The sequence below is a fragment of the Rheinheimera sp. KL1 genome (assembly GCF_001275035.1).
GTDB lineage: Bacteria > Pseudomonadota > Gammaproteobacteria > Enterobacterales > Alteromonadaceae > Pararheinheimera > Pararheinheimera tangshanensis.
Genome location: NZ_LAMX01000027.1, coordinates 1 through 22,780, shown reverse-complemented (window position 1 = coordinate 22,780; position 22,780 = coordinate 1). Strand labels below are relative to the sequence as shown.

18 protein-coding genes are annotated in these 22,780 nt (G+C 47.1%); 11 read left to right on the top strand and 7 right to left on the bottom strand.

Translation table 11 applies throughout. From position 1 onward, the window contains the following. Window positions 1-281: 281 nt before the first annotated feature. Window positions 282-494 (bottom strand): 50S ribosomal protein L31, encoded by a 213-nt coding sequence (gene rpmE / locus WH43_RS19905; RefSeq protein WP_082335827.1) that lies wholly within the window; start codon window positions 492-494, stop codon window positions 282-284. A gap of 196 nt (window positions 495-690) precedes the next feature. Between rpmE and priA the strand changes: the two genes are divergently transcribed. The 5 genes from priA (at window position 691) to WH43_RS15955 (ending at window position 5,858) form a co-directional block, all read left to right on the top strand. Continuing rightward, a complete protein-coding gene (gene priA, locus WH43_RS15975) occupies window positions 691-2,853 on the top strand; it encodes a primosomal protein N' (protein ID WP_053425593.1) in 2,163 nt (720 codons plus the stop codon). 60 nt (window positions 2,854-2,913) lie between these two features. After that, on the top strand, window positions 2,914-3,450 hold the full coding sequence (locus WH43_RS15970; RefSeq protein WP_229670300.1) for an SPOR domain-containing protein: 537 nt from the start codon (window positions 2,914-2,916) through the stop codon (window positions 3,448-3,450). A gap of 124 nt (window positions 3,451-3,574) precedes the next feature. Further along, window positions 3,575-4,093: an ATP-dependent protease subunit HslV gene (gene hslV, locus WH43_RS15965; protein WP_008899176.1), complete on the top strand. Its 519-nt coding sequence runs from the start codon at window positions 3,575-3,577 to the stop codon at window positions 4,091-4,093. An 11-nt stretch (window positions 4,094-4,104) separates the two neighbouring features. Next, complete coding sequence (hslU, locus tag WH43_RS15960; protein ID WP_053425591.1) at window positions 4,105-5,436, top strand: ATP-dependent protease ATPase subunit HslU; 1,332 nt, start codon at window positions 4,105-4,107, stop codon at window positions 5,434-5,436. Window positions 5,437-5,480: 44 nt separating this feature from the next. Beyond that, entirely contained in the window at window positions 5,481-5,858 is a 378-nt protein-coding gene (locus tag WH43_RS15955; protein WP_286049891.1) for a gamma-butyrobetaine hydroxylase family protein, read from the top strand. Window positions 5,859-5,904: 46 nt separating this feature from the next. Here WH43_RS15955 and WH43_RS15950 read toward each other — a convergent pair whose 3' ends face one another. From WH43_RS15950 to WH43_RS15940, 3 genes are all read right to left on the bottom strand, one after another. Continuing rightward, on the bottom strand, window positions 5,905-7,785 hold the full coding sequence (locus tag WH43_RS15950; protein ID WP_053425589.1) for a methyl-accepting chemotaxis protein: 1,881 nt from the start codon (window positions 7,783-7,785) through the stop codon (window positions 5,905-5,907). A gap of 140 nt (window positions 7,786-7,925) precedes the next feature. Next, window positions 7,926-8,450 (bottom strand): phosphatase PAP2 family protein, encoded by a 525-nt coding sequence (locus WH43_RS15945; RefSeq protein WP_053425588.1) that lies wholly within the window; start codon window positions 8,448-8,450, stop codon window positions 7,926-7,928. A 77-nt stretch (window positions 8,451-8,527) separates the two neighbouring features. Beyond that, window positions 8,528-10,528 carry a putative bifunctional diguanylate cyclase/phosphodiesterase gene (locus WH43_RS15940; protein ID WP_053425587.1) on the bottom strand — a complete coding sequence of 667 codons (2,001 nt, stop codon included), beginning with the start codon at window positions 10,526-10,528 and terminating at the stop codon, window positions 8,528-8,530. Window positions 10,529-10,750: 222 nt separating this feature from the next. Here WH43_RS15940 and rraA point away from each other — a divergent pair, with 222 nt between their 5' ends. After that, window positions 10,751-11,236, top strand: a complete 486-nt coding sequence (gene rraA, locus WH43_RS15935; RefSeq protein WP_053425688.1) for a ribonuclease E activity regulator RraA — start codon at window positions 10,751-10,753, stop codon at window positions 11,234-11,236. Window positions 11,237-11,239: 3 nt separating this feature from the next. Further along, entirely contained in the window at window positions 11,240-12,274 is a 1,035-nt protein-coding gene (locus WH43_RS15930) for a formimidoylglutamase (RefSeq protein ID WP_053425586.1), read from the top strand. Here WH43_RS15930 and WH43_RS15925 read toward each other — a convergent pair. Then, complete coding sequence (locus WH43_RS15925; RefSeq protein WP_053425687.1) at window positions 12,271-13,818, bottom strand: putative bifunctional diguanylate cyclase/phosphodiesterase; 1,548 nt, start codon at window positions 13,816-13,818, stop codon at window positions 12,271-12,273. The genes WH43_RS15930 and WH43_RS15925 overlap by 4 nt on opposite strands. 60 nt (window positions 13,819-13,878) lie before the next feature. Then, entirely contained in the window at window positions 13,879-15,114 is a 1,236-nt protein-coding gene (gene hutI, locus WH43_RS15920; RefSeq protein ID WP_053425585.1) for an imidazolonepropionase, read from the bottom strand. Window positions 15,115-15,240: 126 nt separating this feature from the next. On the opposite strand from hutI, the gene hutC reads away from it, so the two are divergent. The 4 genes from hutC to WH43_RS15900 all read left to right on the top strand — a co-directional run bounded on the left by hutC (window position 15,241) and on the right by WH43_RS15900 (window position 21,421). Then, a complete protein-coding gene (gene hutC, locus WH43_RS15915) occupies window positions 15,241-15,966 on the top strand; it encodes a histidine utilization transcriptional repressor HutC (RefSeq protein ID WP_053425584.1) in 726 nt (241 codons plus the stop codon). Window positions 15,967-15,978: 12 nt separating this feature from the next. Beyond that, window positions 15,979-17,655 (top strand): urocanate hydratase, encoded by a 1,677-nt coding sequence (hutU, locus tag WH43_RS15910; RefSeq protein ID WP_053425583.1) that lies wholly within the window; start codon window positions 15,979-15,981, stop codon window positions 17,653-17,655. A gap of 16 nt (window positions 17,656-17,671) precedes the next feature. After that, window positions 17,672-19,207: a histidine ammonia-lyase gene (gene hutH / locus WH43_RS15905; RefSeq protein ID WP_053425582.1), complete on the top strand. Its 1,536-nt coding sequence runs from the start codon at window positions 17,672-17,674 to the stop codon at window positions 19,205-19,207. Between the two features lie 186 nt (window positions 19,208-19,393). Next, complete coding sequence (locus WH43_RS15900) at window positions 19,394-21,421, top strand: methyl-accepting chemotaxis protein (RefSeq protein WP_053425581.1); 2,028 nt, start codon at window positions 19,394-19,396, stop codon at window positions 21,419-21,421. A 414-nt stretch (window positions 21,422-21,835) separates the two neighbouring features. Here the strand turns inward: WH43_RS15900 and WH43_RS15895 are convergent, their stop codons facing one another. Then, on the bottom strand, window positions 21,836-22,453 hold the full coding sequence (locus WH43_RS15895; RefSeq protein ID WP_053425580.1) for a restriction endonuclease: 618 nt from the start codon (window positions 22,451-22,453) through the stop codon (window positions 21,836-21,838). Window positions 22,454-22,780: the final 327 nt, after the last annotated feature.

The window sequence follows — 22,780 nt, the reverse complement described above, 5'->3', positions numbered from 1 at the left end:
AAAAGCATTGATTTTTTACCCGTCGTTCTTGAAGCTGTAGCGGCGTTGGCTTCGCGCGTTCGCCCCTGTCACATAGGCAACTATGCTCCCAGGGTCTCACTGGCTTGCCGCCTTGCCACAACTCCAATTACTTAGGGTAAATCCCGCTCATTGTTGAATTACAGGCATAAAAAATCGTCTGGAACGATTTTTAACAGCTTTAGCTGGCCCGAAGGGCATTTTGCAGGACAGCAAAATGTAAAAAAGGCACCCGAGGTGCCTTTTTTGACTGATGCCTGAAATTACTTGGCGCCCAGTACTGCGAAACGTTTTTTGAAGCGGTCAACACGGCCGCCTACGTCTAACACTTTCTGCTTACCAGTGTAGAATGGGTGGCAAGCTGAGCAAACGTCCAAGTGGATGTCTTTGCACAGTGTAGAGTGAGTTTTGAAAGAGTTACCGCAAGTACAAGTTGCAGTGATTTCTTTGTAATCCGGGTGGATACTTGGTTTCATGGGTTACCTCGTTAGGCCGTATCGCTATCTGATCAACTGTTGTCAGACACCATACGCAATTTCAGTTAAATTAGGGCGCGTAGTTTAATGGCTAAGGCTTAAAGTTTCAACAAATTGGCTGATTTATTTTTAATGGCTTTGTTCTGTAACGGGCTTTACACTAATTGCTTGATAAAACAGGTGGATTTTGACTGTGATGGTGATTCGGGTAGCCTTGCCCATACCTCTTCGGCTGCATTTTGATTACCTTTGTGACAAAGAGGTAAGCCCGGGTTGTCGTGTTTTAGTGCCTTTTGGCAAACGCGAGCTGATAGGTATTGTCTGGCAACTGAACCCGACTGACAGCTACGACGCAGCTCAACTCAAAGCTGTGACCGAAGTATTGGATCAAATTCCGGTATTAGCAGCCCCCATTCGTCAGCTTCTGAGTTTTGCCGCAGATTACTATCATCATCCGTTAGGCGATGTGTTGACCAGTGCCCTGCCCGCTTTATTAAGGGATGGTAAAAATGCGGATCCGCTGAAAGGTCATAGTTATAGCCTGACAGAAGCTGGCCAGCATTTAACCGCAGAGCAGTTTAAAGCGGCCAAAAAACGGCTGGCGTTATGGCAACAGCTACAGCAACCTCAAACCGAAAGCCAGTTACTGCAGCATTTTCAACGCAAAGAGCTGCAGTATTTTGTTGAGCAGGGCTGGGCTCAAGTCACACCAGTTTTTTATGGCCCTTATCAAACCACAGCTGAACAGCAAAAATCTTTGCCATTGAATCCGGCGCAGGCTTTGGCTGTGACAGCCGTGCAACAAGCCTTAGGTAGTTTTAGCTGCTTTTTACTGGAAGGGGTAACAGGGTCAGGTAAAACTGAAGTCTATTTGCAGGCCATCAGCCCAGTGGTAAAACAAGGGGGGCAGGTGTTGGTGTTAGTGCCTGAAATTGGTTTAACACCACAAACCTTAGCTCGTTTTGAACAACGTTTTGGTGTGCCTGTTGGCGTCTGGCATTCCAATATGACGGACCTTGAACGTTTTACCGTCTGGCAACGCTGCCAAACCGGAGATTTAGCTATCGTAATAGGTACCCGCTCCGCCTTGTTTTTACCTTTCCTGAAACTTGATTTGCTGATCATTGATGAAGAACACGACAACTCTTTTAAGCAGCAAGACGGTTTTCGCTATCACGCCCGCGATTTAGCTATTAAACGCGCCTCTATTCAGGGCTGCCCTATTTTATTAGGCTCAGCAACACCCAGCTTAGAGAGCCTTGCCAATGTGCAGCAAGGCCGTTTTGCGCATCTGGAATTACCCGACCGCGCCGCGGGTCAGTTAATGCCAACTGTTGAGCTGGTCGATTTAAAACAACAGCAAATGATCCATGGCATGGCGGGATTAACCCGTCAGCGCATCGAGCAGCATTTAAAACTGGGTCAGCAGGTACTGCTGTTTTTAAATCGCCGTGGTTTTGCGCCGGCTTTAATTTGCCATGAATGTGGCTGGATGACCGAATGCCACAGATGCAGCGCTTTTACTACCTTTCATAAACAAAGCCGTCAGTTGGTGTGTCACCACTGCGGTGCAACTAAAGGCGTCCCACATCAATGCGGCGGCTGTGGCAGTACTCAGCTGGCTCCTGTGGGTCAGGGCACCGAACAATTGGAAGAGCAGCTGCAACAGCTGTTTCCTGCATTTACTGTCACCCGGCTGGACAGAGACAGCATCAGACGTAAAGGCAGTTTACAGCAGGCTTTGGATCAGATTTTACAAGGCAAGCCTCAGTTGATATTAGGCACTCAAATGCTGGCCAAAGGCCATCATTTCCCGAATGTCGGATTAGTGGTGATTATTGATGTCGACTCGGCTTTATACAGCAATGATTTCAGAGCACCGGAACAGTTAGCTCAGTTGTTAACTCAAGTGTCGGGTCGCGCCGGACGAGGCTCTCAGCCGGGTAAAGTTTTGCTGCAAACCCATTATCCGGGCCATGCCCTGCTTCAGGACGTGATCCAGAATGGTTACGCCTCCTTTGCCCGCAGCGCATTAAAAGAGCGACAACAGACTTTTTTGCCGCCTTTTATGTTCCTCGCCTTATTCAGAGTGGAAGCACACCAGTTGGAGCTCTGCAAAGAATGGCTGCAACAAGTAGCGGAACATTACAAAAACTGGCCGCAAGTCCAGTTGCTTGGCCCGCTGGCTTGTCCGCTGGAACGTAAAGCAGGTAAGTACCGCTGGCAAATTCAATTGTTTGCCAAAGACAGGAAACAATTGCACCAAAGTCTGGACTCTGTACTGGCAGAAATCAGCCGTTGGTCGTTAAGCCGCAAAGTGAAATGGCAGCTGGATGTGGACCCGCAGGACCTGAATTAATCATTTCTTTTTAACAAAACTGCAGTAGAATGCGGGACATCAGGCCAGTTGTTGTTAGTTGTGAAGATGCCACCAAAAGATTATGTCAAAGCCGGTCGGGCAACCCCCAGACCCAGAAAAAATACCAAAACAGCCAAACCTTTCCCCTGGCCGTTAGTGATAACGGTCGTTGCTTTAGTTATTGGTTTCGTATGGTTTTTATACCATTTGTCACAAAAAACTCCGGTTGAGGATGCAGTCACACCTGCTATCACCGCGAAAAAAGACGAGTTACCCCCCAAGCCTGCTGCCGAGCCTTACCAGTATATTAAAGAGCTGGAAAACAAAGAGATTCAGGTACAGGTAGAAGAGCTGGAAGCCAAAGGACCATTCTTAATGTTTTGTGGTACTTACCGTGCTATCGAAACCGCACAGCAAATGAAAGCCAAAGTCGCTTTTGCTGGTTACCCTTCGGAAGTGCGACGTATCGAAGGAAAAAATGGCGTATTTTTCCGCGTCACTTTAGGGCCTTATACCAGTAAACGTCAGGCTGAAAGTGATAAAAGCCGCTTACTGCGGCAAAAAGTGGCTGATTGCCGCATAGCGAACGCCACTTAAACATCTTCATATCCATACCCTAAGCCTTGTAAGCCAAAGCTTTCAGCGCTTAGGGTATTGAAAATCTGCATTCCCACCCTTATCTCCTTGCTAATCTGTTTTCTTCAGCCAAAAAGGGCTTCTGATGACCACTATTGTTTCTGTGCGCCGAAACGGCCATGTTGCTATTGCCGGTGACGGTCAGGTTTCGCTGGGTAATACCGTGATGAAGGGCAATGCCCGCAAAGTCCGCCGTTTGTATCACGGCAAAGTGCTCGCAGGTTTTGCCGGCGGTACAGCGGACGCTTTTACTTTATTTGAACGTTTTGAAGCCAAACTCGAGATGCATCAGGGCCATTTAATGCGCGCTGCTGTGGAGCTGGCTAAAGACTGGCGCACCGACCGCATGCTGCGAAAGCTCGAAGCCTTGCTTGCTGTAGCTGACGCCAATTGCTCCTTAATCATCACAGGCAACGGTGATGTGATCCAGCCAGAACATGACTTAATCGCCATAGGCAGCGGTGGGCCTTTTGCTCAGGCCGCTGCAACAGCACTTTTGGCTAACACTGATTTGAGCGCCCGCGAAATTGCGGAAAAAAGTTTAACCATAGCTGGTGATATTTGTGTCTATACCAATCATCACCAGACCATTGAAGAATTGTAAGGGTAAATTGCATGTCTGATATGACCCCAAGAGAGATAGTCCACGAACTGGACCGCCACATTATTGGTCAGGCGAATGCCAAAAGAGCAGTCGCCATTGCACTGCGTAACAGATGGCGTCGTATGCAACTGGATCCGGCCTTGCGTCAGGAAGTGACACCAAAAAATATTCTGATGATAGGCCCAACAGGTGTAGGTAAAACTGAAATCGCCCGTCGTCTGGCCAAATTAGCAAACGCGCCTTTTATTAAAGTCGAAGCGACTAAATTCACTGAAGTAGGTTATGTAGGTAAAGAAGTGGAAAGTATTATCCGCGATTTAACCGACAGCGCCGTAAAAATGTTCCGTGAGCAGGAAGTAGCGAAAAACAAATTCCGCGCTGAAGAAGCTGCAGAAGAACGTATTCTCGATGCCTTGTTGCCACCGGCCCGTGATGCCTGGGGCAAAGCTGAACAAAGCGAATCCGACAGCAGCACTCGTCAGATTTTCCGTAAGAAGTTGCGAGAAGGCCAACTCGACGACAAAGAAATTGAAATCGATTTGGCAGCACCAGTGATGGGGGTGGAAATTATGGCGCCTCCTGGTATGGAAGAAATGACCTCCCAGCTGCAGTCTATGTTTCAGAACTTAGGGGCTGACAAGAAAAAAAGCCGTAAGCTGAAAATTAAAGACGCCTTTAAACAGCTGGTGGAAGAAGAAGCCGCCCGCCTGGTGAATCCGGAAGAGCTGAAATTGAAAGCTTTAGATGCTGTGGAGCAAACAGGTATTGTCTTTATCGATGAAATAGACAAAATTTGTAAGCGTGGCGAAACCAGTGGCCCTGATGTATCGCGTGAAGGGGTGCAACGGGATTTACTGCCGCTGATCGAAGGCTGCACAGTCAACACCAAACACGGTATGGTCAAAACCGATCATATTTTGTTTATTGCTTCAGGCGCTTTTCAGATGGCCAAACCATCAGATTTAGTACCAGAGTTACAAGGTCGCTTACCTATTCGTGTTGAACTGGACGCCTTATCAGCCAATGATTTTGAGCGCATTCTGACGGAACCTAAAGCCTCTTTGACCGAACAAAGTGTCGCTATGCTGGCGACCGAAGGCGTGCAGGTGCGTTTTGCCGATGACGGCATTAAACGTATCGCCAATGCGGCCTGGCAAGTAAACGAACGTACTGAAAACATCGGTGCCCGTCGTTTATATACAGTGATGGAACGTTTGCTCGAAGAGTTGTCTTTTGATGCTGCCGATCACAGCGGTCAGCACATTCTGATCGACGCCGCTTACGTCGACTCACATCTGGACGCTTTAGTGCAGGACGAAGATTTAAGCCGTTTTATTTTATAAAAATAGCTGCAGGAGCTTCTATGACAGCGCAGATCCAAACAAATGTGAGCCCTACGCCACAAGTCTCTGTGCTGCATTATCATCGCTTAAGCAAAATGCTGGACGTCAGATTTGCTGACGGCCAGCTCTTTCAGTTGAGCGCTGAATTTTTGCGGGTGTTTTCGCCTTCGGCGGAAGTGCGTGGTCATGGCAAGCCGCAATTGGTCAGCCATAAAAAAGCTGTCGCCATCAGCCAGATAGTGCCAGTAGGCCAATATGCGGTGAAACTGGTATTTGATGATGGTCATCAGACGGGTTTGTACAGTTGGGCTTATCTGGCCAAACTGGGCACAGAGCAGAATGAACTCTGGGCAGATTATTTGCAGCGTTTAAAACAAGCCAACAGCAACCGCGAGATACAGCTGACCATCAAGCAACTATGAAAACCGGGTCAGATCACATTTTAACCAGGTGATCTGACCCAATTTATTAAGCTTTAAACTTATCCACAGTCTGATGCAACATGCTGGCCTGACTGGCGACTTCTTCACTGATTTGCGCATTGTGTTTGGAAATACTCAGCGAGTCTTCTGAGATATCACGAATACGCACCACATTTTTATTCACATCAGCAGCGACTAAACTTTGCTCCTCCACCGCTGTCGCAATTTGAGTGGTCATATCCATAATCAGTCCCACATCGCTGGTAATTTGCCGTAACAACTCTATCGTAGAGCCTGCCTGACTGGCGCTCTCTTTACCTTGAGTCTGACAGTTTTGCATCACAGCCACAATATTTTTGGTGCGTTGTTGCAAGCCAGAAATAATTTTCTCAATCTGACCTGTAGACTCCTGAGTGCGCTGCGCCAAAGTACGGACTTCATCCGCTACCACGGCAAAGCCTCGTCCTTGTTCGCCCGCCCTTGCTGCTTCAATTGCGGCATTTAGCGCCAGCAAATTGGTTTGTTCAGCGATAGCCCGGATCACATCCAACACCGAACCTATAGTGGCACTGTCCTGCTCCAGCTCAGCCAACACAACAGAAGCCTGTTGTAACTCCTGTGATAAAGCGTTGATCTTGCTTACTGTTTGCTCCACTTCTTTCAAACCTGACAACGCATTGGTATTGGTATTTTGTGCTTTGGTAGCAGTGTTTTCGGTATTCACTGCTATTTCGTCCACTGTAGCGCCCATTTCGGTTACAGCGGTCGCCACCATGTCGCTTTCCAGTTGCTGTTGCGCCATACCTTTGCTGGTTTCGGCCGTTGATTTAGCCAACTCATTGGTCGCAGTATCCAGCATAACCAAAGCCTGATTGACGTTACCTACCAATTCCTGCACATCCGACAGCATATGATTAAAATCTCTGGCTAATTGGGTCATTTCATCCTGACCATCTTCAGCCACGCGCAAGCGAAAGTCGTTGTCTTGACGGACTAAACCTATAGTGGCGCACACTTTTTGGATAGGCACTAAGATGCTTTTACTGGTCATCAGCACCAGTGCTATCACCACTACCAACACCAGGACAAATAAACTGATGGCTAAGGTCTGACTGGCTGAGCTGGCCTGATTGACGGCGGCTTCAGTCCGCTCCGACATCAGAGCCAGGCTTTCTTCAGTCTGGTGAATAGCGTCACGCATTTGTCCCATCAGGCCTTGATCATGAGTTAAACCAATTTTTTGCTCACCTTCGACCAAACGCACAAAAGCTACACTGTAAGCATCAGCCAATTGCTGCATCTGTAGCGCTTGTGTTGTGTCTGAGATATTGCTTTGAATTTGGGACCGGAATGTGGTGAAACCTGTGTTAAAACTTTCCAGATACTTTAAATCCAGCCTCAGCATAAAATCTTTTTCAGCCCGGCGTAACTGCAGTAACTGAGTCGTCAGCATCAAATCGTTAGTGTCTTTAAAGGCTTGCTCCAGTTCATGGGCTTTGGCTCTTAACTCGCCATACAAACCCGATTGAGGATCTAAACCAACCTGCCCCGACAATTGCACCAGTTGATTAAATAACTCCTGATAACTTTTGGTGAAACCAATAAAAGAGTTTAAAGGTGCAACGTCTATACTGTGCGCTACCAGACCTTCGGCCAATAAAGCAGCCTTTTGATTCAGCTCAGTAGCGGTTTGATTAAATTTCTGCTGATACTCTAAATCGGAGCGCAGCAGGAAATCTTTTTCACTGCGTCTAAGTTGCAACACGTTCAGATTAAGCCGCTCCACTTCAAGACGGAGCTCCGCCAGTTTAGTCAGCTCACTGCTTTGAAACAGCAGCAACCCCAACATGATTAACATCGACACAGCCACAGTAATTGCATTGAGCAATAAACGCTGACGTATAGAAAACTGACGTAAAAAAGTCATAGAAGGTAACTCCAAAAAATACTGCGCAAGCAGTTGAATCAGCTAAGGATATAGAAACTACCAGTAATTATAGAGAGGGAATACAAAGCAAGCAGACTTTTACCAGGCTCACTGTGAAATATTTAATAAAAGTTGCAGAATCAATGCAGGATTTGTTGCGCCACCAGACAACTAGACAGACCTAAAGACGAGCCAGCCAGAATATCCAGCGGAAAATGTACGCCTAGCAGAATACGGGATAAGCCTATTAAACCGGCCCAACTAAAGGCCAACCAGGCCCAGTCCGGATAAAAAGATAACAAGGTGCTAGCCACCACAAAAGCGGCAGCTGTATGGCCCGATGGCAAACTGAATTTATCTGAGGCTTCGATATGAGCCTGCATCATGCCTGCCATCAACTGGTAAGGGCGCTGACGACGAATAGAGTTTTTTAACACCAGATACAGAGGCAATTCAATAGCAAAACTCAGCAGCAGCAGTTCAGTAAAAGCGCTGGCGTGAGTCAGTTCGAAGGCAAACAATAGCGCCACTAAAACCAGATACAAAGGGCCGTCACCGGTTTTGGAGCACCAGAAACTGAGTTGATGGATGCGCTTGCGTTCACTTTTACTAAACAGCATAAGAAAACAACGCTGATCCCATACTCCAAGTCGTTGTAACCACATAAGCAAGCCGCCGTTTTGCTTTGACTAGGTTCAGCTTAAAGTGGCTTAGTGACAAACACATGACAAAAAATAATCAATTAGCGCGATAAAGCGCAACCATTTAGCAACGCTAAAGCTTCTGCTTCAGGTAAAGGTTTGGCCAATAAATAGCCCTGAATCGCATCACAGGCTAAAGTACGCAGCAGCAGCAACTGAGTTTCAGTTTCTACCCCTTCTGCCAGAATGCGTTTGCCCAAACCATGCGCCAGCGTGATCATAGTCTTGACTATCATCATATCGGAATCGTTGGCGGCCATCTCAGTAACAAAACTACGGTCTATTTTAATTTTGTCGATCGGCATTTTGCGCAAATAACCTAAAGAGGAATAGCCGGTACCAAAGTCGTCAATAGAAACCCTGATCCCCATTTGTTGCAGCTCGTTAATGTAGTTCGAGCCTTTTTCCATATCGCCCATAGCAGTATTTTCTGTGATCTCCAACTCCAATACAGCGGGTGATACCTGATACTTGAGCAGCAACTGTTGAATACGGCTTTTTAAACCATCAACCTGAAAATGCACAGGTGACATATTCACGGCCAGTGGCACCTGAATACCTTGTTTTTTCCACTCAGCTAAAGTGCAGACTGCTTTTTCCAGTAGCAGTAAATCCAGCTCTTTACTCAATCCAACCTGCTCTACAAGCGGTAAAAACTGACAAGGCATCAACAAGCCTTTTTGTGGATGTTCCCAACGCACTAAGGCTTCAAAAGCCTCAATTCTTTGTTCACGCAGATCCCATTGCGGCTGAAAATAAAATACAAACTGATCATGCTCCAACGCCAACAACAAATCTTTTTCCAAACTGAGTAAGCGAGCCGACTCTTCTTCCATACCCGGCTGGTAAAAAGTACAGCGTTGCTGCAAACGTTTACAGTGGTGAAACGCAATATTGGCTTTTTGCAACAGCATATCTGCTTCCACAGCGTGCTGGGGCGCGCAAGCCAGACCTATGCTGGCGGTCAGTTTGATCAGGCCACTGTCTGTAGTAAAAGGCTTTTCAATTAACTGTTCCAGATGCTGCAGCGCAAATAACTTTTGCCGATCTGTTGTGCAATCCTCCAACACTAAAGCAAAGATATCGCCACCGGTACGGGCTATTAAGCAAGGTTTGACAATAGAGGATTCAAAGCGACGATTCACTTCACGTAAAATACGGTCGCCCTGTTTTAAGCCAACAGATTCATTCACTACTTTAAAACTATCTAAACCTATCATCAGCAAAATGATGGGTTTATCCGCCTGTAAAACCAAGGATAATTGCCGCAACAAAGCATCGCGGTTTAATGCGCCGGTTAAGGGGTCGTGGCTGTCCAGATATTGAGTTTTGGCGGTTAATTGCTGGTTGGTGCTACGTTCGTCTTCTTGCAACCAAATGATCAGACCTAACCCCAGAATGACCTGAACCAGCAGCTCCAAATGTTTAAAATACAGTATGATCTGGATAGATTCTTCCTGAACATCATGCAGCAGCATAGAGCCAGCACTGGCCAAAAATAAGCTTCCCCAAGCCAACATAGCACTGGCGACTACTTTAGTTGCAAAAATTCGTTTGGTTAAACTCCAAAGCCAGAATCCGGCCACACACAAGGCAAAGCCTATCAGCACCAGACGCATATAAAACTGCAAATATAAGGTCATCTCCTGCCACTGCGGCAGCAGTAAAAACAGAGTCACAGACAGCAAAGCTATGCTTGTCACCAGCAATAGCAATTGATTGACAGTTCGGGTTGCCAGTCGCTGCTGTTTAACCGCCTCATACACCCCAACTAAAATCCAAACCGCAAAACCGTAACAGAAGCTGATGTATAAAAACTTGACGCCTAAACCAAGAAATTCGGCAGCAAACACTGGCTGCCAAAATATTTCAACCAAAATAAAGGTGGCATAAGCGGTAAAACAGCTGAAAGCAATAGCCCATGATTTCAGATAACTACGTTGATAGACTTTAAAAAAATACCAAAGCAAAGCAGTAAGGGTAACGGCAAACCCTATCTGTGTCAGGTGCAACAAGGTACGGGCTAACAGCTCTGAGTTCAAAGGCAAAGTCCTGATTAAACAACTTAAATTAAATTAGCAAAATCACCTTAACACTGGCAATGCAGAGTCACAATCAAGCGACAGCAGAATAGTGAAAACTTAGGTATGAATAACTGCTGAGAAATCAGCATGGAGCAGATTGAGCGCTGTCAACGACCTTGCAGCTTCAGGTGAGACGGGTATACTGTGTTTTTGATCAAAGACTTAAGTTTGGAGCACAACATGGAATATAACACTTCGGAATTATGTGACCTTTACGCAGACATGATCGATGTGGTTGAACCCATTTTCGCCAACTACGGTGGTCGCCGTTCTTTTGGCGGCGTAATCCAGACCATTAAATGTTTTGAAGACAACGGTTTAGTTCGTCAGGCTTTAGCTGAACCTGGCGTAGGTAAAGTATTATTGATTGACGGTGGTGGTTCTTCGCGCCGCGCTTTGATTGATGGTGAATTGGCTTCTATCGCTGCGGCCAATGGCTGGGAAGGTATTGTTTGTTACGGTAGTGTGCGTGATGTCGACACTCTGGAAGACTTTGATATAGGTATTCAGGCGGTTAATGCTATTCCTGTAGGTGCCGATGACCGTGGTTTTGGCGAACACGAAGTCCCGGTCAACTTTGGTGGTGTGACCTTTTTACCTGGCGATCATTTGTATGCCGACAATACTGGCATTATTTTATCTCCTGAGCCTTTAGATCTGGAATAGCAGATGAGTGACGCGCTAATCCGTTATCAGGCCGCCTCTTTGGCGGCCTTTCAACAGGTCCGGGACGGTGAAACCCGCCTGGGTCAAGTACTATGTTATACCGATCCTGTTTTACCTCTGGCAGAAGCTTTAACTGCAGCTAAACAACAAGGCTGTGCTTTTGTGTTGCTCGGCGTGCCTGAAGATATAGGCCCACGCGCCAATTTGGGTCAGGGTGGTTCCGATCTGGGCTGGCAGGCTTTTATCCATAAATTTATTAACTTGCAGCAAAACGAATTTTTAGACGGATCACAGATACTGTTATTGGGTGAACTGAACTGCGCCGACCTGCAACAGCAAAGTCAAAATGCCGATGTCGCTACTTTACGCAGCCTCTGTGCAGAGATTGATTTACGTTTAGAGCCTGTGTTATTGGCTATTTTCGAGGCGGGTTTAACTCCTATAGTGATAGGTGGTGGTCATAACAACAGTTTGCCGTTGTTAAGCGCTTTAGCGAAAAACCAGCAGCAGGCGGTCAATTGTATCAACCTCGACCCTCATGCAGATTTTCGTTTACTGGAAGGCCGTCACAGCGGTAATGGTTTTAGTTATGCCAAAGCTCAGGGCCATTTAGATAAGTATCTGGTGATGGGCTTGCATGAACTGAAAAACTCGGCCAGCTCGTTAGCACAAATTAAAACCGCTGGTGTGGATGTATTCAGTTATCAGCAACTTTTTGTGCGGGAACAGGCCCCTTGGCCAGAACTACTTAAACTCTGGTTAAGCCAACGTGATCCACAGCAGGTGTTTGGTATAGAACTGGATACAGACGCTATTACTGGTATGCCGGTCAGCGCCTACAACAGTTGCGGAGTATCAGTGCAACAAGCTGAGCATTTCGTCTATTTGCTTGCAAGTCAGACTCAAAGCCGTTATCTGCATCTGGCAGAAGCTGCGCCAGCCCAGCACCCTGCGGGCTTAGCCGCAGGAATGAATGACGCAGGGCAAATCTTAACAGCTTTGGTCTGCGCCTTTTTGTTTGGTAAGGAGCAGCTTTAATAGGTCGCCTTGCTATAGCTCCACTGCTTGACCCACTCAGGAAAGGCATCCAGTGCAAAGGGCTTGGCATATAAAAAGCCCTGCCCTCTGGCACAGCCCATAGCTATTAGTTTTTGCTCCACTTCAGGCTGTTCAATCCCCTCGGCCACCACGATAAAATTCATATTTTTTGCCATATCAATAATGGCTCCCGTTATAGCGGTATGAGTATCAGAGCGGTGTAAGTCAAAGATAAAGGAGCAATCTACTTTGACCTGGCTGATCGGCAGTTCACGCAAATAAGCCAGCGAGGAAAATCCAGTACCAAAATCATCCAGCGCCAGTTCTACGCCAAGCTGCGCCAGGTGTTTTAGCATCCGCATAGCTTTGTCGGGTTCGGCCACCAACGCGCTCTCTTTCAGTTCCAGTACCAGTTGCGAAGCTTGCACTCTGTGACGTTTCAATAGCAGCTCAATGCTATCGACCAGTTCATCCTGCAGTAAATCTTTGCTGGAAATATTCACAGCTATCTTGCAATGGATCTCTTGCGCTGCAAGCTCTGCCAACGTCATCACGGCTTTTTCCAGCACCCATTGCGTCAGCGGGTAAATCACCCCCATTTGTTCAGCCAGCTCTAAAAACTCAGTGGGTCCCAGCAAACCACGGCGGGGATGATGCCAGCGCACTAAGACTTCACCTGCTAATACCTGACGGGAACTTAAGGCAATTTGCGGCTGAATATGTAGTTTCAATTGCTGCTGACCAATAGCATGACGCAATTCAGCCATTAACCCTAGTTTATCGTTGTTGTAACTGATTAGATCCGGATGAAAAACCCCAGAGCTGCTGTGCATCCATTGCCGGTTTTGCATCGCAAGATAGGCACGGTCTATCAAATCAGATAACAACTCGCCATGCTGCGGATAATGCGCAATACCACTTTGTAGTTGATATTCCACAGCACAACCATGAATAAGCAAAGCTTCAGGTACAGTGTGCTCCAATCGGCGGGCTATTTGCTCTGCTGCATGCTGGCGGATACTGGCATCGACCCAAAGTACGAAATCGACTCCACCTATATGCGCCACTTTACTGGTGTGTTTGTCTTGCTGTTCCAGCACCAGTAATTCCTGATCCTGCTGCACTGCTGCGTTGATACGTTGTGCTATCTGCACTAACACCAGATTGGCATTCTGGTGGCCAAGCGCCTGATTTACCCGCTCAAAGTTCTGAATTTTCACTAGCAGCAAGGACGCTTTTTGATTGGGGTGACTACGACACCAAAGTTCAAACTGCTGCTGTAACTGCAGTTTATTCGGTAAACCACTGGTGTCATCGCGCAAAGATAAAAAGGACAAATCTTTGGGTTTAGCGTCTTGCTGAACAGCCTTTTGCGCTACCAACTGTTTTTTTAGCAGCACAACCCAAAGTGCGAGTAGCAGCACCAGCAAAGTTAACAAAACAAGCAGATAAAACGAAGGCTGGCTTACCAAACCCTGAGCCAAAGCTGGGGCAGAGCTGGTAAGCAATAAAGCAGACAACAAAGACCGGGAAGATAACAGCACAGCCAGCACTCAAAAGATCAATAAGATCTTAAGATTACTCTGTTTTCCTGCCTTGTAAAGTTAGCCCAGTCCACGCAAATTGACTTCGCGCCCGCCCTTGACCAGTTGAGTTAAGCTATTCACACCAAACTGATAACACAACTCTGCTGGCTGACTGATTTGATACAGACCAAAATCAGCCAGTTGGCTTACAGCCAAGCTGCCTCTGTCGGCCATGCCTAAAGCTGCGGCAGCGTGTCGGGTCACTCCTGCTATAGCTTCTTGTGGCGTAAAACGGAATAAAGTACAGGCCATATTCAGCATTAAAGGCACATTACAGAAAGGCGAAGTACCAGGGTTTAAGTCGGTAGATATCGCCATAGGCACCTGATGCTGGCGCAATAGCTCAAAAGGCGGCAGCTTGGTTTCACGTAAAAAGTAAAAAGCACCCGGCAAAACTACTGCCACAGTGCCGGCAGCTTTCATCGCCAGCACGTCTTGTTCTTGCAGGTATTCAATATGATCGGCAGATAAACCACTGAATTCAGCCACTAAACTCGCACCACCTAAATGCGATAACTGCTCAGCATGCGCCTTGACTGGCAAACCTAAGGCCTTGGCTTTTTCAAATAACAAGCGGCTTTGCGCAACCGAAAAACCTATGCCTTCACAAAACACGTCGACGGCATCCACTAAACCTTGCTGATGCAGCGCAGGTAGCATTTCATCCACAACCAACTGCATATACTCATCTGGCCGACCGGCATACTCCACCGGCAAGGCATGAGCGCCTAAAAAGGTCTTCTGAATATCAACTGGATGAGTGCGATCAAGCTCTGCTGCGACTTCGAGTATTTTTTGCTCCGTTTCCAAATCCAGGCCATAACCAGATTTGATTTCAACAGTGGTCACGCCCTGACTCAACAGCGCATTTAAGCGCTGCTTACCCAGCACAAATAACTCTTCGTGGCTGGCGGCACGGGTGGCCGCCACAGTGGATTTAATACCACCACCCGCTTCTGCGATTTGCTGATAAGTAGCGCCATTTAAGCGCATTTCAAATTCGTTAGCGCGGCTGCCGGCATACACCAGATGGGTGTGGCAGTCGATAAAACCCGGCAATAACCACTGGCCTTTGCCATCATACAAAGGAGTTGATAACAAGTCAGTTTCTGGCAATTCTGCTTTAGGACCCAACCAGGCGATACGGCCATCTTTCACCGCCAGGGCGCCATTACTAATAGCTCCATAAGGCTGACCGTTATCAGTCATAGTAGCTAAATTGACATTAATCCAAATTGCATCAAAGACTTGCATTTTATTCCCCTGCACGGCTTGTGGTTTGCTCTTATCGGCCTGAAATTAATTCTACCCGATCAACTTGTATATACAACCAAATTCAGCTATTTTTCTCTGCATTCCACTTGAGGTGTCAAAACAACCATGGACAACAGTGCCGGGCAAAAGAAGTTTGCCACGATCAAAGATTACATTTTGAGTCAGGTCGAAACTGCGGCCTGGCCTGAGCATAGCCGTATTCCATCAGAAAACGAGCTTGCGACTCAGTTTGCAGTCAGCCGCATGACTGCACGTCGTGCTTTGCAGGAACTGACCGAACAAGGCGTGTTGTATCGCACTCAGGGGGTTGGTAGTTTTGTCGCCTCACCTAAGTCGCAATCCTCTTTGCTGGAAATCCGTAATATTGCCGATGAAATTCAGCGCCGTGGTCATTTTCATAAAGCAGAATTAGTGCAACTGACCAGCTTACCTTGCCCTGGTGTGGTTGCCACAGCATTAGGTTTAAGTCGCAATGCGCCGGTGTTTTTTTCACTCATTGTGCACTACGAAAACCAGCAGCCACTGCAGCTGGAAGCCCGTTATGTCAATCCAGAGCAAGTGCCGGACTATTTAGCTCAGGACTTTGTTTTGCAAACACCGCATGAATACTTAAGTGCTGTGGCGCCACTGACAGACGCCGAGCATATAGTCGAAGCCGTATTGCCGGATGAACTGACCCGTCAGCATTTAAAAATACCAGCTTCTGAACCTTGTTTACGCCTGACACGCCGCACCTTCAGTCGGGGTGGTGCTGTCAGTTTTGCCTATCTGACCTCTGCAGGCAGCCGCTATCGTTTAGGCGGGCACCTGACTATCCACCCTAAGACTTAAAGAGATAACCCTATGAGCAATCCACGTTTAGACCCAAGCCGTGTGATCCGTGCCGCCCGCGGCAGTGAAATTACCGCCAAAAGCTGGCAGACCGAAGCCGCCAAACGTATGTTGATGAATAACCTCGACCCTGAAGTCGCCGAGCATCCAACCTCTTTAGTGGTGTACGGCGGCATAGGCCGTGCTGCCCGTGATTGGGCTTGTTACGACAAAATTATCGAAGTACTGGACAGATTAAATGACGACCAGACCTTATTGATCCAAAGCGGTAAACCCGTCGGTGTATTCCCGACTCACCCGGACGCGCCTCGTGTGTTGCTGGCTAACTCTAATCTGGTACCTAACTGGGCCAACTGGGAACATTTTAACGAGCTGGATAAACAAGGCCTGATGATGTACGGCCAAATGACAGCAGGTTCCTGGATCTACATTGGTACTCAGGGCATAGTTCAGGGCACCTACGAGACTTTTGTCGCCATAGCGAAACAACATTTTGCCGGTGAGCCACAGGGTAAATGGGTTCTGACCGGTGGTTTAGGTGGCATGGGTGGCGCTCAGCCATTGGCGGCCACTATGGCTGGTTTTCATATGATTGCCTGTGAAGTCGACGAATCCCGTATCGATTTCCGTCTGCGCACTGGGTATGTTGACCAAAAAGCCTACAACCTGGATGAAGCTTTAGCTCAGCTTGAAGCTGCCAAAGCATCAGGTAAACCCACTTCTATCGGCTTATTAGGCAATGCTGCTGATATCTTCGCTGAACTGGTGAAGCGCAATATCATTCCTGATGTAGTGACTGACCAAACTTCTGCGCACGACCCGTTAAACGGTTACCTGCCACAAGGCTGGACTATGCAGCAAGCAGCAGAACGCCGCCTTGAAAGCGAAACTGCAGTAGTGCAAGCCGCTAAAGCTTCTATGGCCATTCAGGTTCAGGCTACTTTGGATATGCAAAGCAAAGGCGCTGTGGCTGTGGATTACGGCAACAATATCCGCCAGATGGCGCTTGATATGGGTGTAGCGAACGCTTTTGATTATCCGGGTTTTGTGCCCGCTTATATTCGTCCACTGTTTTGTGAAGGCATAGGTCCATTCCGCTGGGTGGCGTTATCTGGCGATCCGGAAGATATCTACAAAACTGACGCAAAAGTCAAAGAGCTGATCCCTGACAATCCACATTTACACCGCTGGCTGGACATGGCGCGGGAGCGCATTAAATTCCAGGGTTTACCAGCCCGTATTTGCTGGATTGGTTTAAAAGACCGCGCCCGCATTGCGTTAGCATTTAACGAAATGGTGAAAAACGGCGAATTAAAAGCCCCTATTATCATTGGTCGTGACCATTTGGATTCAGGCTCTGTCGCCAGTCCAAACCGCGAAACCGAAGCCATGCTGGATGGCTCAGACGCTGTATCTGACTGGCCATTATTAAATGCTCTGCTTAACACAGCAGGCGGCGCGACCTGGGTGTCTTTGCACCACGGCGGTGGCGTAGGTATGGGCTACAGCCAGCATTCTGGTGTGGTGATTTTAGCCGATGGTACAGAGGCCGCAGCACGTCGTTTAGGCCGCGTATTGTGGAATGACCCAGGCACTGGCGTGATGCGTCATGCCGATGCAGGTTATGACATAGCGAAAAATTGCGCCCGCGAACAAGGCCTTGATCTGCCAATGGTTAACCAGAACTAATTTGAAGGATAACAACATGACTTACGCTTTAACCATCACCCCTGGTGAACTGACTCTGGCGCAACTGCGTCAGGTACAACAACATGCTGTGACTCTGACGTTAGACCCGGCCGCTTTACCAGCTATTGAAGCATCCGCTGCTACTGTGGCAAAAATTGTCGCAGAAAACCGCACTGTCTACGGCATCAATACTGGTTTTGGTTTATTGGCCAATACCAAAATTGAAAAAGACAAACTGGAAACGCTGCAACGTTCTATCGTTTTATCGCACGCTGCTGGTTTTGGCGATCTGATGGACGACAGCACAGTACGTTTAATGATGGTGCTGAAAATTAACTCTTTGGCCCGTGGTTATTCAGGTGTGCGTCCGCTGGTGATTAACGCGCTGATCCAACTGGTCAATGCTGGTGTCTACCCTTGTATTCCGAAAAAAGGTTCAGTCGGCGCCTCAGGCGACTTAGCACCTTTATCTCATATGGTGTTGCCTTTAATTGGTGAAGGCGAAGTCTGTATCGCTGGTCAGATTTACTCGGCCAAAGAAGGTTTAGCTATAGCGGGTTTAGAGCCTATTACGTTAGCGGCTAAAGAAGGTTTGGCTTTATTAAACGGTACTCAGGCGTCCACTGCTTTTGCTCTGGAAGGTTTATTCCGTGCAGAAGACTTATATGCAGCAGGTTCTGTGATTGGCGCAATGAGTGTGGAAGCCGCTATGGGCAGCCGCTCGCCTTTTGATGCCCGTATTCATGCTGTGCGTGGTCAGCAAGGCCAGATTGATGCCGCTCTGATTTACCGCCATTTATTAGGTGAAAGCTCAGAAATTGCCGACTCACACATCAACTGTGAAAAAGTACAAGACCCTTACAGTTTGCGTTGTCAGCCTCAGGTGATGGGTGCCTGTTTAGCGCAAATCCGTTTTGCAGCTTCTGTGTTATTGGTAGAAGCCAATGGTGTGACTGACAACCCACTGGTGTTTGCTGCAGAAGATGACATTATCTCTGGTGGTAACTTCCACGCTGAACCTGTGGCTATGGCAGCCGATAATCTGGCTTTGGCTATTGCTGAAATTGGTTCTATTTCAGAGCGCCGTATGGCACTGTTAATCGACTCACATTTAAGCAAGTTACCGGCTTTTTTAGTCAATAACGGCGGCGTAAACAGCGGCTTTATGATTGCTCAGGTCACAGCTGCAGCTTTAGCTTCAGAGAATAAATCTCTGGCGCATCCGGCGTCTGTCGACAGCTTACCTACCTCAGCTAATCAGGAAGACCATGTGTCTATGGCCACTTTTGCTGCCCGTCGTTTAGCAGATATGGCAGAAAATACCTTAGGCGTATTGGCCGTTGAATATCTGGCAGCAGCTCAGGGTATGGACTTCCGTGCGCCACTTAAAGGTGCTGCAGCCGTGGAACAGGCAAAGGCTCTGCTACGTAAAGAAGTCAGCTTTTATGATGTCGACCGCTACTTTGCACCTGATATCGAAAAAGCAGCTGAACTGTTACGTCATGGCCGTTTAAATTCTTTATTACCGGCTAATTTATTAAGCAGTTTTTAAACCATTAGTTTAATTACGCCTTTTAACAAAGAGCACCAAAACGGTGCTCTTTTTTTATAAGAAAAAACTAAATTTGCACCAATCTGGCTAGACCAGTTAAAAAAACTTTGTTAGTTTCAGCCTTCCATTATCTTTTGCCTTTTTTCTAACCAATACTAAAACCATAACAGCAGTTGGAATTTGTCTATGAAACTTCGTGTCGCACATAAAATTTATCTGGGCTTTGGCTTTATTGCCTTGCTGCTATTAGTCGCCAGTTTATCGTCACTCTGGAGTTTCGCTGTAGTGAATAGCACCAGCAGCCAGATGAATGAAACCGCAGTGCCGGTGCAACAACAAAGCAATATGGCGCAAATTCAGCTCCTTAAACTAGCGAAGTTATCTGCTCTGGGTTATACCGCCGAAGATGCGACCAAAATTACCGCATACCAAAACGAATTTATCCAGACGTCAGACGTTTACCGTAGCAAAATGACCAGTCTGACCCCTTTAGTTGCAAAAGAGCCTGGTCTGCAAAAACCTTTAGCTGAAGCTCAACAAACCTCTTTAGCCTATCAACAAGCTGTAGAACAGCTATTTACATCGCGTTTAGAAGCTATAGCTTTGGCAGATAAAGCGGCGGCAGAACTGAAAGAGTTAGAAAATCTGATCGATGCTGCTGGCGCCACACTGGTTGATATTTCATTTTTAGAAGCTCCCGGCAAAAGTGCACAAATGGCTTTATTGGAAGGTGCTGCAGGCCGGGTGGATGGTCAGTTGTTAGGTTTGATGAAAACTGTGCGCGAAATCGCAGCCATGACCGATCCGGCGCAACTTGCCAGCAGCCAGGAGAATCTGGAGTTTGCTTTTAGTGATATGCAAAGCAACCTGGATTACATTGCTAATATAGTGAAGCAAGTGGGAGCTGATGATTTGTGGCAGGATTTCCTGGCACAGCTCGCTCAGGCAAAGAGCAGGATTGAAAGTGAAAATAGTCTGGTCAGCATTAAGTTGCTACAGGTCAGCCAGCTGCAAACAGCAAGGCAGCAACTGGATTTGTCTGAACAACAAGTGACTCAGGCTGTGGCTGCATTGGATCAAATGATTGGCCAGGCGGATAGTCAGTTTAACTCTCTACAGCAGAATTTATCCTCAGCCTTAAACTCAGGCACCATAAGAGCGGTCATCATGCTGATTGTGTTGGTAGGTCTGGCCATAGGTGCTGCTTATCTGACGATTAAAGCCATGATCACGCCTTTAGCCGGTATCAACAGAGTGCTGGATCAAATCGCAAAAGGCGATTTAAGCCGAGAGCTGAGCATTAATTCAGACGACGAGTTTGGTGAATTATCCGCCAATGTCAACACACTGATCAAAGCCCTGCGACAACTGATTGAGCAAATCCAGCAAGGCGTATTGGAACTGAATCAAAGTGCGCGTTTATCCAGTCAGGAAGTCAGCGCTATTCACCAGGCTTTAAGTACCCAACATCATCAGGTGGCAGAGGTAAACGGTATTACCCATCAATTGGCAACCAATACCCATCAGATTGCTGAACAGGCAGATATGGCGCAGCAACAAATGCAGCAAGCTCTGACGCAAAGCCAGCAAATTGATCAGGTCTCAGCAGCCAATAACAGCCTGATCCAGGAGTTGGCGCAACAGCTGAATGATACCAGCACGACCATGCAGGCGGTAAATACTGAATCAAACAACATAGGTGGCATTCTGACCACCATTCGTGGCATCGCCGAACAGACCAACCTGCTGGCATTAAATGCAGCGATAGAAGCTGCCAGAGCAGGTGAGCAAGGTCGCGGTTTTGCGGTTGTTGCAGACGAAGTCCGTTCTTTAGCGGTGCGCAGTCAGCAAGCCACAGATGAAATCCGCACTATGATCGGCAGTTTGCAACAACAAAGTATACATGCGGTAAAATCTATCGAAAAAGGCCAGATGGATGCGAATAACTGTGTGGCACAAAACGGTCAGTTGATGACAGCCTTAGCTGAAATTAATCATGCTATTGAAGCCATGCATCAGATCAGCGATAACATAGCCACTACAACATCCAGTCAATTGCAACTTGGTACTGCGATAGAACAGAGTATGCACAGTATGGTGGAGTTAGCAGAACAAAGTACTGAACGCGCTACCTCGACTTTAGAACAAAGCGCTCAGGTCGCGACAGCTGCAGGCACACTGGAAAACGCAGTGCGTAGCTTCAAGTTGCATTAAGTCGCGCCTCTTAGCACAGCCATCAGCCAGAGCTATTGCCTTGGCTTTTTTATCACAAGTTATCTCGTCCATCAGGCACAATCAGCTCCCTTTTAATCCGCAGGGGTTTTAGCAGCTTCTTTTGTAATACAGACTTGAGTAACGCGGCACCAAACCCAGTAGGTGTATAAAGCGAAGCCCTTAGTAAAAGTAGCTCTTTGCAGCTGTATTTAAACTCTCTCAGGGATGCAGAATAAAACTCAGGACAGCTCAGTGTGGAGGTTAAAAAAATGGCCAGACAGTGTCTGGCCAGGCAGGAAGTGTGTAATCCGTTATCTTTGTTCGTTCCATGTCTAACATTCGTAAACGCTTGATCATCATGACAAATTTGGCGATAAAAACATGACGAAAGCTTTATATAGCTTTACATCAGCCTTATATCAGCGCTAATTGACTGAAATTTTCAGCATTGATGTATTTTTTCAGTCGCTGTTGGTCAAAAAGTTCGATCCCCGCCTCAGCTGCAAACAGACGCACCTGGCTATTAATTTTCTGATAGCAGACAATTAAGCCACGCTGACAATTGAGCGATAACATTTGCTGAAATACAGAACGAACCTGGGCCACAGTTAAAGCCTGATCCAATTCAGGTTGGATATAAAGCAACAAAGCCTGCTGCTGACGGCGAACTAAGAAGTGAGAATCACAGTCTTCTACCGATTCCATTTCACGGCCAAAAAACTGCAATAAATGCTGAGTATTTTCTTTGAACTGTTGCTGTTGTCGCCCAAGCTTAGTGCCTTGTGGCCACCACATAGGGTTCAGCACTTCTTCCTGACGTTCCAGTTCCAGAAAGGCCAGAATATTAAACAACAACGCCAGCAGAAACATGGAGACAAAGAGCCACAACATGACACTGGACCAAGTGGCACTTAACACCCAACTTTGACCGCCAGATAAAACTGAATATTCAGAAAACAACAGGTAGGTTGCCCCTGCAACTATTCCTGCGGCTGTCGCAATACATGAGCTGATCAACCATTTGTTATTCATCACAGACTCTCCTGACAGATTTGATAGTTGTAGTATCAAATTTGTCAGAGCTTTTTACCTGAAATAACCCTGATATTTGCTTTATATCTGTTTAACCTGCGTAGTTAAAGCTGCTGCTTTGTTGGCTTCATGTTCTCGACCACTTGCCGCCTCGCCGCAACTTCAACTACTTTGGTTAAATCTGAGACTTGTGTAGTTAAAGCTGCTGCTTTGTTAGCTTGGTGTTTTCGCTCAGCATTGAATTGGAATTTGAGACGGGCGACCATAACGGTCGCCCCTTATATGGACTCCCCTGAACTATCAACAGATTTTCTCACACTGGTATAG

What these genes read in the sequence shown, in the direction of transcription:
- rpmE (WP_082335827.1), bottom strand. Translation starts at nt 494, where the DNA reads ATGAAACCAAGTATCCACCCGGATTACAAAGAAATCACTGCAACTTGT.
- priA (WP_053425593.1), top strand. Translation starts at nt 691, where the DNA reads ATGGTGATTCGGGTAGCCTTGCCCATACCTCTTCGGCTGCATTTTGAT.
- hslV (WP_008899176.1), top strand. Translation starts at nt 3,575, where the DNA reads ATGACCACTATTGTTTCTGTGCGCCGAAACGGCCATGTTGCTATTGCC.
- hslU (WP_053425591.1), top strand. Translation starts at nt 4,105, where the DNA reads ATGTCTGATATGACCCCAAGAGAGATAGTCCACGAACTGGACCGCCAC.
- WH43_RS15950 (WP_053425589.1), bottom strand. Translation starts at nt 7,785, where the DNA reads ATGACTTTTTTACGTCAGTTTTCTATACGTCAGCGTTTATTGCTCAAT.
- WH43_RS15945 (WP_053425588.1), bottom strand. Translation starts at nt 8,450, where the DNA reads ATGTGGTTACAACGACTTGGAGTATGGGATCAGCGTTGTTTTCTTATG.
- rraA (WP_053425688.1), top strand. Translation starts at nt 10,751, where the DNA reads ATGGAATATAACACTTCGGAATTATGTGACCTTTACGCAGACATGATC.
- WH43_RS15930 (WP_053425586.1), top strand. Translation starts at nt 11,240, where the DNA reads ATGAGTGACGCGCTAATCCGTTATCAGGCCGCCTCTTTGGCGGCCTTT.
- hutI (WP_053425585.1), bottom strand. Translation starts at nt 15,114, where the DNA reads ATGCAAGTCTTTGATGCAATTTGGATTAATGTCAATTTAGCTACTATG.
- hutC (WP_053425584.1), top strand. Translation starts at nt 15,241, where the DNA reads ATGGACAACAGTGCCGGGCAAAAGAAGTTTGCCACGATCAAAGATTAC.
- hutU (WP_053425583.1), top strand. Translation starts at nt 15,979, where the DNA reads ATGAGCAATCCACGTTTAGACCCAAGCCGTGTGATCCGTGCCGCCCGC.
- hutH (WP_053425582.1), top strand. Translation starts at nt 17,672, where the DNA reads ATGACTTACGCTTTAACCATCACCCCTGGTGAACTGACTCTGGCGCAA.
- WH43_RS15900 (WP_053425581.1), top strand. Translation starts at nt 19,394, where the DNA reads ATGAAACTTCGTGTCGCACATAAAATTTATCTGGGCTTTGGCTTTATT.
- WH43_RS15895 (WP_053425580.1), bottom strand. Translation starts at nt 22,453, where the DNA reads ATGAATAACAAATGGTTGATCAGCTCATGTATTGCGACAGCCGCAGGA.